This window comes from Pseudomonas meliae, from assembly GCF_001400515.1.
Taxonomy (GTDB): Bacteria; Pseudomonadota; Gammaproteobacteria; order Pseudomonadales; family Pseudomonadaceae; genus Aquipseudomonas; species Aquipseudomonas amygdali.
On record NZ_LJQT01000260.1, the window covers coordinates 16142 to 16635 of the forward strand.

At 61.5% G+C, this 494-nt stretch carries 1 protein-coding gene; it reads right to left on the minus strand.

The annotated features are described in order from the left end of the window. Positions 1–470, minus strand: a 470-nt coding sequence (locus tag ALO64_RS25780) for a DEAD/DEAH box helicase (RefSeq protein ID WP_174517441.1), incomplete at its 3' end; no start/stop codon positions are given. Positions 471–494: the final 24 nt, after the last annotated feature.

Consider the following 494-nt stretch of genomic DNA (forward strand, 5'->3'; position numbering starts at 1 on the left):
TCGGCTTCATCGAGGATCAGCGTGTTCAGGCCGTCCAGCACCAGCGAACCCTTGCGCAAATGTTGCTGAATACGCCCCGGCGTACCGACGATGATGTGCGCGCCGTGCTCCAGCGAGCCGATCTGCGGGCCGAAAGACACGCCGCCGCAGAGGGTCAGCACCTTGATGTTGTCTTCCGAGCGCGCCAGACGGCGGATTTCCTTGGCGACCTGATCCGCCAGTTCGCGGGTCGGGCACATGACCAGTGCCTGGCAACCGAAGAACCGCGGGTTGATCGGGTTGAGCAGGCCGATACCGAAGGCAGCGGTCTTGCCGCTGCCGGTCTTGGCTTGCGCGATCAGGTCCATGCCCCTGAGGATCACCGGCAGGCTCTGCGCCTGAATCGGTGTCATTTCGGCGTAACCAAGCGACTCCAGGTTAGCCAGCATGGCAGTGGACAGAGGCAGAGAATTGAAAGCGGTGTTAGTCACGACGGTGGACCTGCAAAACAAAAA